Origin of the sequence: Bartonella sp. AA83SXKL (assembly GCF_042196965.1) — a bacterium.
Classification (GTDB): Bacteria; Pseudomonadota; Alphaproteobacteria; order Rhizobiales; family Rhizobiaceae; genus Bartonella.
Genome location: NZ_JBHIRG010000099.1, coordinates 1 through 1,081, shown reverse-complemented (window position 1 = coordinate 1,081; position 1,081 = coordinate 1). Strand labels below are relative to the sequence as shown.

The window sequence follows — 1,081 nt, the reverse complement described above, 5'->3', positions numbered from 1 at the left end:
CAAGGAATAGGCTGTGATGCTGTAGGACGAGTGGGGGGTGGGAGTGATCTCGGTCTTTCTTCTGATGTTATTTTGGATGGTGCAGAGGTTGAATCGTCTTCTTCTAGAGTTTTTAAGTATCGCGGTGCGCAAGGATTGGATCCAGAATTTATTGCCAAGCTCGAAAAGCAATTTGGATTTGATAAGCCGCCTTTGGAACGTTATTTAACAATGCTGGGGCGTTATCTGCGTTTTGATTTTGGCGATTCTTATACACAAGGGCGTTCAGTTATTGAACTGATTAAGAGTGCTTTACCCGTTTCTCTTTCGCTTGGGTTTTGGCAATTGTTGATTTCATACTCTATTTCTACCGTTAGGAATTCAGAAAGCTCTTAAAGAGGGTGCGCCTTTTGATGTATGGACAAGTGCACTTATCATTATTGGCTATGCTATTCCGAGCTTCCTCTTTGGTATTTTTTTAATGGTTTTTTTTGCTGGAGGGTCTTTTTTAAATTGGTTTCCGTTAAGCCATTTAACGTCTGATAATTTTGACCAATTATCCTTTGGGGGTAAAATATTAGATTACCTTTATCATTTGGTTCTCCCTTTAACAGCAATGATCATTTCTTCTTTTGCTACAACGACCTTGCTAACAAAAAATTGTTTTCTAGAAGAAATTCGTCAACAATATGTTATTACAGCACGCGCTAAGGGTTTAAGCGAACGCTCAGTTCTTTATGGTCATGTTTTTCGCAATGCAATTTTAATTGTGATTGCCAGTTTTCCTGCAACTTTTATGGCATCATTTTTTAGCGGATCTTTGTTGATTGAAATGCTCTATTCATTAAATGGTATGGGGCTTTTAAGTTATACGTCTATTGTCAATCGTGATTATTCTGTTGTATTTGCTTCTCTTTATATTTTTTCGCTCATTGGTCTGATTGTGAGTCTCATTTCTGATATCGTTTATATGTTCGTTGATCCACGTATTGATTTTGATAAAAAGGATTTGTGATGCAAGAGACAAAAGGTGAATGTGTGCAAAGTTTTAAGTTGCAGAAAGAGCCTTTTTTTTCTCCACTGAATGCACGTCGTTGGTGCA

Annotated in this window: 1 pseudogene; it reads left to right on the top strand. The window is 37.6% G+C overall.

Features of this window, described 5'->3' with window-relative positions:
* Positions 1 to 994, top strand: a pseudogene (locus ACFINO_RS09900) (ABC transporter permease subunit); the annotation flags it as partial.
* Between the last annotated feature and the right edge of the window lie 87 nt (positions 995 to 1,081).